Origin of the sequence: Vagococcus sp. AM17-17, from assembly GCF_003471765.1 — a bacterium.
Taxonomy (GTDB): Bacteria; Bacillota; Bacilli; order Lactobacillales; family Vagococcaceae; genus Vagococcus; species Vagococcus teuberi.
Map to the genome: position 1 here is coordinate 36,441 of NZ_QRJY01000007.1, position 6,518 is coordinate 42,958.

5 protein-coding genes are annotated in these 6,518 nt (G+C 34.0%); all 5 read left to right on the top strand.

Annotated elements, in window-relative coordinates; all coding sequences use genetic code 11:
• The first annotated feature begins 108 nt into the window (after positions 1-108).
• The 5 genes from DW196_RS08455 (at position 109) to rpmG (ending at position 6,087) form a co-directional block, all read left to right on the top strand.
• A complete protein-coding gene (locus tag DW196_RS08455) occupies positions 109-1,998 on the top strand; it encodes an ABC-F family ATP-binding cassette domain-containing protein (protein WP_118250958.1) in 1,890 nt (629 codons plus the stop codon).
• Positions 1,999-2,021: 23 nt separating this feature from the next.
• Positions 2,022-2,969 (top strand): thymidylate synthase, encoded by a 948-nt coding sequence (locus DW196_RS08460; protein WP_118250940.1) that lies wholly within the window; start codon positions 2,022-2,024, stop codon positions 2,967-2,969.
• Positions 2,970-2,996: 27 nt separating this feature from the next.
• The gene (locus DW196_RS08465) at positions 2,997-3,491 is read left to right on the top strand and encodes a dihydrofolate reductase (RefSeq protein WP_118250941.1); all 495 of its coding nucleotides are present in this window, start codon (positions 2,997-2,999) and stop codon (positions 3,489-3,491) included.
• Positions 3,492-3,675: 184 nt separating this feature from the next.
• The gene (locus DW196_RS08470; RefSeq protein WP_118250942.1) at positions 3,676-5,793 is read left to right on the top strand and encodes a penicillin-binding transpeptidase domain-containing protein; all 2,118 of its coding nucleotides are present in this window, start codon (positions 3,676-3,678) and stop codon (positions 5,791-5,793) included.
• Between the two features lie 144 nt (positions 5,794-5,937).
• On the top strand, positions 5,938-6,087 hold the full coding sequence (gene rpmG, locus DW196_RS08475; protein ID WP_071457069.1) for a 50S ribosomal protein L33: 150 nt from the start codon (positions 5,938-5,940) through the stop codon (positions 6,085-6,087).
• Positions 6,088-6,518 lie beyond the last annotated feature (431 nt).

Here is a 6,518-nt window from a genome sequence, read left to right on the forward strand (position 1 = left end):
TTTTCTATATACTTATGGTAGATAAAACAGTTGAGTAAGTGTTGTCAACTTGTGGAGGTAAGATAAATCTGATAAACTAGTTAGGATTAAATGAAGATGGGTGATCAAATGAAGCTGTTACGAGCAGATAATTTAGATAAAAATTATGGAACTAAGCAATTATTGAATGACGTTTCTTTTTTGATTAAAGAAAAAGATCGTATTGGGTTAATTGGAATCAATGGAACGGGTAAATCGACATTGATGAAGATATTATCAGGAAAAGATCATTCAGAAAAAGGGTCAATTGATTATCCAAATGATTATAAAATTGGTTATTTATCACAAGACACTGTTTTTTCAGAAGATATTTCTGTATTAGATGCAGTATTTGAAGATGATACGCCAGTGATGAAAGCTATTCATGCTTATGAAAAAGCCTTGGTCGATTTAGCACAAGATGGTGAGAATGTTGCAGTGCAAAAAGCTTACGAAAAAGCAGAAGAAGCCATGAATAAAGAAGATGCGTGGTTAGCTGAAACAAGTGCAAAAACTATTTTAAATAAATTAGGCATTTTATTTTTAGATAAAAAAGTATCAGAACTCTCAGGTGGTCAGCAAAAACGTTTAGGATTGGCACAAGTCTTAATCCAATCACCTGATTTACTTCTTTTAGATGAGCCCACCAACCACTTGGATTATCAAACAATCCAATGGTTAGAGGATTATTTAACACATTATCAAGGTGCGCTTATCGTGATTACGCATGATCGTTACTTTTTAGATCGTGTAACAAACCGTATTTTTGAGTTATCTGATGGAAAATTATATGAGTACACAGGTAATTATCAATCTTACTTATTACAACGTTCAGAACGAGAAGAAAATGAGAAAAAAAGCCTACATAAAAATAAGCAATTATTTAAACAAGAACTGGCTTGGATGCGTGCTGGGGTTAAAGCGCGTGGAACCAAACAACAAGCTAGAATTAATCGATTCCATGATTTAAAAGATAAAGTAAGTGGCTCAAGTGATAAAGGAAGTCTGGAATTTTCAGCTGGAACAAAACGACTTGGTAAAAAAGTCATTGAAATTGAGAACGCCAACTATACAATCAATCAAAGTATTATATTAAAAGACTTTGAATTATTAGTTCAATCTCATGAACGTCTGGGTATTACTGGCGCAAATGGTTCAGGAAAATCAACTTTATTAAACATTATTGCCGGACGAATCCCACTTGATAGTGGGGTAGTTGAGTTAGGTGAGACTGTAAATATTGGTTATTATACGCAAACAAACGACAATCTTGATGAGAGTAAACGAATTATTTCGTTTTTACAAGAAATTGCCGAAGAAGTGAAACAGCAAGACGGTTCTGTCATCAGCGTGACAGAGATGCTTGAGAGATTTCTATTTCCAAGACAAGTGCATGGTACACTCATAAGTAAACTTTCTGGTGGAGAGAAACGTCGGTTGTATCTTTTGAGTATTTTAATTCAGCAGCCAAATGTGTTATTATTAGATGAACCAACAAATGATTTAGATGTCGAGACGTTGACTATCTTAGAAGATTATTTAGCCGATTTTCAAGGTGCTGCCATTGCAGTCAGTCATGATAGATACTTCCTTGATAAAACGATGGATAAGTTATTAATTTTCAATGGTCAAGGAAATATGACGACCTTTTTTGGGTCAATGAGTGATTACGTTGAGCGAGTTGATCAAAATGCATCCAATGAAAAGGTGAAGTCAGTTCGTAACAAAAAAATTGACACGCCAATCTCAGATGACTCTGAGAAAAAGAAATTAACTTATAAAGAAAAAATCGAATGGGAAACCATTGAAGAAGACATCGCAACGTTAGAAGAAACGATTGAAACGTTAAACACACAAATGTTAGACAATAGCAGTGACGCGGTAAAATTACAGGAATTGCAAGCCACACTAACATCAACTGAACAGACGTTAGAAGAAAAATTAGAACGCTGGGAATACCTTAGCGAGTTTGTCGATTAATAGATTATTTTTGAGGGGTTATTATGGAAGAATCATATTTAGCATTAGGCCGAGAAATATTAACAAAAGGACACGAAAAAACTGATCGAACTGGTACTGGAACCAAAAGTCTTTTCGGGTATCAAATGCGTTTTGATTTAAGTAAAGGATTTCCCTTACTCACAACAAAACGTGTGCCATTCTCACTAGTAAAAAGTGAATTATTATGGTTTTTAAAAGGTGATACTAACATCAAATACCTTATAGAAAATAATAATCATATTTGGGATGAATGGGCATTTGAGAGATATGTCAAAAGTGAAGACTACAAAGGACCCGATATGACCGATTTTGGTCGTCGTTGTTTAGTGGATGACGCGTTTAATGAAGTCTATCAAAAAGAGATGACCCTGTTTATCGAAAACATATTACATGACGATGAATTTGCCAAGAAATATGGTGAGTTGGGAAATATTTATGGTTCTCAATGGCGACGATGGAAAACATCAACAGGTGACACAATTGATCAATTAAGAGATGTCATCGACATGATTCGTACCACGCCTGACTCAAGACGTTTGATTGTCTCAGCGTGGAATCCAGAAGACGTGCCATCAATGGCTTTGCCACCTTGTCATACTTTATTCCAATTTTATGTAGCAGATGGAAAATTGAGTTGTCAATTGTATCAACGTAGTGCAGACGTCTTTTTAGGTGTTCCGTTTAATATTGCAAGTTATGCTTTATTAACCCATTTAATTGCACATGAAACAAATCTTGAAGTGGGAGAGTTTGTTCATACATTAGGGGATGCTCATCTGTACAGTAATCATATCGAGCAAATGACAGAACAACTTTCAAGAAAACAAAGAGAGTTACCAACACTTTGGTTAAATAAAGAAAAACAATCAGTGTTTGATTTTGACATGGATGATATCAAGATTGAAGGATACCAGCCACATCCAAGTATAAAGGCACCGATTGCGGTGTAGGGGAATTTTGGGAGGAAATAAAGAATTATGATAGCAGCAATATGGGCTCAAGATGAAAATGGATTAATTGGGAAAGATGACAAACTACCCTGGTATTTACCAGATGACTTACAATTTTTCAAACAAATGACAGAAAACAACACAATTGTTATGGGACGTAAAACGTTTGAAGGGATGGGCAAAAATCTATTACCAAATCGTCAAACCATTGTGTTAACATCAGACCAATCTTATGATGGAAATGGTGCGATTGTCATGCATTCGGTAGATGATGTATTGAAATATGCTGAAGAATTTGATGGGATTACTTTTATCACTGGTGGTGGTGAGATTTATAAAACATTCTTGCCTTACACTGATGTATTATATCGTACGTTGATTCAATCGACATTTGAAGGAGATACTTATTTTCCTTATATTGATTGGGGAGAGTGGAATATTGTTAGTACCAGCGAAGGCTCTGTTAACGATGATAATCCATATCCACATGATTTTGAGACATACCAACGCCACCAAAAATGATGATAAAAAGACTGTAGAATATATGAGTTCACAGTCTTTTTAGTTAGATCATGGAGTAAATATTAAAAAAATATCAAGTCGTCTATTTTTTATTGAAAAATAGATTAACAAATGAGATACTTTATGACATGATTAGACAATAATGGAGTATTTTAATACTTTCATTAATGAGGAGAATTAATGAATGAATCAAAGAAATAAGGGCAAATTTTTATCTAGTAAAAATAAACAAACAAAGAAAACAAAATCTCATGTTCCAATTCGACTAGATATTTTGTTTTTTATTGTGTTTATTTTATTTACGATGTTAATAGTAAAATTGTCTGATTTGCAAATTAAAAATCAAGAAAAATACAAAAACATTGTCGCAAGTGGGCAAAAGAAAATAGTAGAAGAGAATGCACCTAGGGGGTATATTTATGACTCGAATGGAAATATTTTAGTCGGAAATAAAGCAACACAGGCAATTCTTTTTACACGATCTGCTGGAATGAACGCAAATGATATTAGAAAAGTAAGTCAAGACATCGTTAAATTGATTGATATTGAGCCAGATAAACTAACTGAGCGTGATAAAAAAGATTATTGGTTAGCTAATCCAGATAACCTAGCAAAAGCCCAGAAACGATTAACCGTTAGTGATAAAGTAAGTTCTAATGGCCAAGAGTTATCTAATAGTGATTTATACGCAAAAACAGTGGATAAAGTCAATAATGATGAAATAAACTTTGATGAACAGCAAATGAAAGAAGCATCTGTTTTTAAACGAATCAATTCAGCGGCAGCTTTACAACCAGTGACCATTAAAAATGATAATGTCACGCCCGAAGAAATTGCTAAGGTAGGGGAAAATACAGCTGCTATTTCAGGATTATCAGCTGGAACAGATTGGAAAAGAGATTATCCAGAAAAAGACCAAATTCGTTCGATTTTAGGAACAGTTTCAACAGAAAAACAAGGATTACCTGAAGATGAGATTGATGAATACCTTAAAAAAGGGTATCAAAGAAATGATCGTGTTGGGCTAAGTTACCTAGAAAAATCTTATGAAGATACTTTAAAAGGTAAAAAAGGTCAATCAGAAGTCGTGACAGATAAAAATCAAAAAATAGTTTCTAAAACAGAGGTTAAGGCAAGTGAAAAAGGCGATAACTTAATGCTAACGATTAATTTAGATTTCCAAAGAAAAGTGGAAGAAATTGCTAAGCGTCAGTTTGAGTCATTGGAGCAAGCAGGTAAAGCAACTTATTCACCAGGGGTATATGTTGTGGTAACAGACCCGAATAATGGTGATGTGTTGTCGATGGTCGGATTAAGTAAAGACCCTGATACAGGGGAATTAATTGATGATTCGCTTGGAACAATTAATAAAGCGTTTGTTCCAGGCTCGTCAATTAAAGCAGCAACTGTTATGGCAGGATATGAGAATGGTATCATAAAAGGTAATCAAACAATGGTCGACGAACCACTCGTATTTAGTGATGGCACAACGAAATCATCACTATTTAATCACTATTCTTCTATACCTTTGACAACTGAACAAGCACTTGAAGTGTCTTCAAATGTGTATATGATGCGTATTGCATTAGGAATGATGGGGGTTGAGTACTCACCAGGAATGTCGTTACCAATGGATATTAGTGTGTTTGATAAGTTGCGTAAAACATATGAAGAATTCGGTCTTGGTACCAAAACAGGTATTGATATTCCACAAGAATCGGTGGGTGTACTAAACACAAACTACAAAGATAAAAATGGAAACTTCTTACCAGGCATTATGGCAAATGCTCTTGATTTATCTTTTGGTAACTATGAAGCCTATACTCCAATGCAGTTAGCTCAATATGTGTCTACTATTGCAAATGGTGGTACACGTTACGCGCCACATGTTGTGAAAGGTATTTATGGCAATGGCGATAATGGTGATTTAGGAAAAGAAAAAGAATTAATAGAGCCAAAAGTAATGAATAAGATTGAAGGAAAAGAAAACGAATTTGAGATTATTCAAGAAGGAATGTATCAAGTAGTTAACGGGTCAATGGGAACAGGAACTGTTTTACAGGGTGCTAGTCTTCCGATTGCTGCTAAAACAGGTACTGCTGAAACCTTTGCAGTAGATCCTAAAACGAATAAAACGATTTCCGTTATTAATAGTACTATTGTTGGGTATGCCCCATATAATGATCCAAAAGTAGCAGTTAGCGTGATGATTCCTCAAATTAGTGATGATGACATGGCGACAAATAGGTTAATACTAAAAGAAGTTATTAATGCCTATAATGAAGAGTATAATAAACAATAAAATTAAAAAACGTATTGTAATCTGTAAAGTAGAACTCCTTAACGAATTTACGAAAAAGACTAGAAATTTCAATTAAAACATGATATGATATTCAAGTGTCAAGTGATACTTGAATATCTTAATTTATTTCGGAGGGAAAAAATAATGCGCGTAAATATTACTTTAGAATGTACAGAATGTAAAGAAAGAAACTATCTTTCAAATAAAAACAAACGTAACAATCCTGAACGTTTAGAAGTTAAAAAATATTGTCCACGTGAACGTAAAGTGACGTTACACCGTGAAACAAAATAATTTTTTCTATTATAAGCTAGAAGCCTTGTGTAGTAAGGGTTCTAGCTTTTTTGTCTCTACGCTAAATCATATTGATAGATTAAATGCTATCAATGTGATTTTTGGTTTTAGGCATAGAAAAAGGGATATTCTTATTGGTAAAATTAAGTCGGCTATAACTAACATTACAAAGGAGAATACCCCTATGAATAATAATACAAGAAAACTACTCAATTTAACCGATGATTCTCTTATTTTTAATGGGGATTGATTGTCTCATTAAGTGAGAAACAACCGCTCAGTTAACATGATGACAGGAAGATTAGTGAATAAAGATAAGCAATGCCAGAAATGTGGATGTTATCAATCCGTTAAAAACGGAACGTATCAAACCATTAGTCAATTGCCTGAAGTTGAACGTCGCCCAACTTATCTGACACTTCACAGAGAAT

Coding starts and splice junctions, on each gene's coding strand:
- DW196_RS08460 (WP_118250940.1), top strand. CDS start 2,022: ATGGAAGAATCATATTTAGCATTAGGCCGAGAAATATTAACAAAAGGA.
- DW196_RS08455 (WP_118250958.1), top strand. CDS start 109: ATGAAGCTGTTACGAGCAGATAATTTAGATAAAAATTATGGAACTAAG.
- DW196_RS08465 (WP_118250941.1), top strand. CDS start 2,997: ATGATAGCAGCAATATGGGCTCAAGATGAAAATGGATTAATTGGGAAA.
- DW196_RS08470 (WP_118250942.1), top strand. CDS start 3,676: ATGAATCAAAGAAATAAGGGCAAATTTTTATCTAGTAAAAATAAACAA.
- rpmG (WP_071457069.1), top strand. CDS start 5,938: ATGCGCGTAAATATTACTTTAGAATGTACAGAATGTAAAGAAAGAAAC.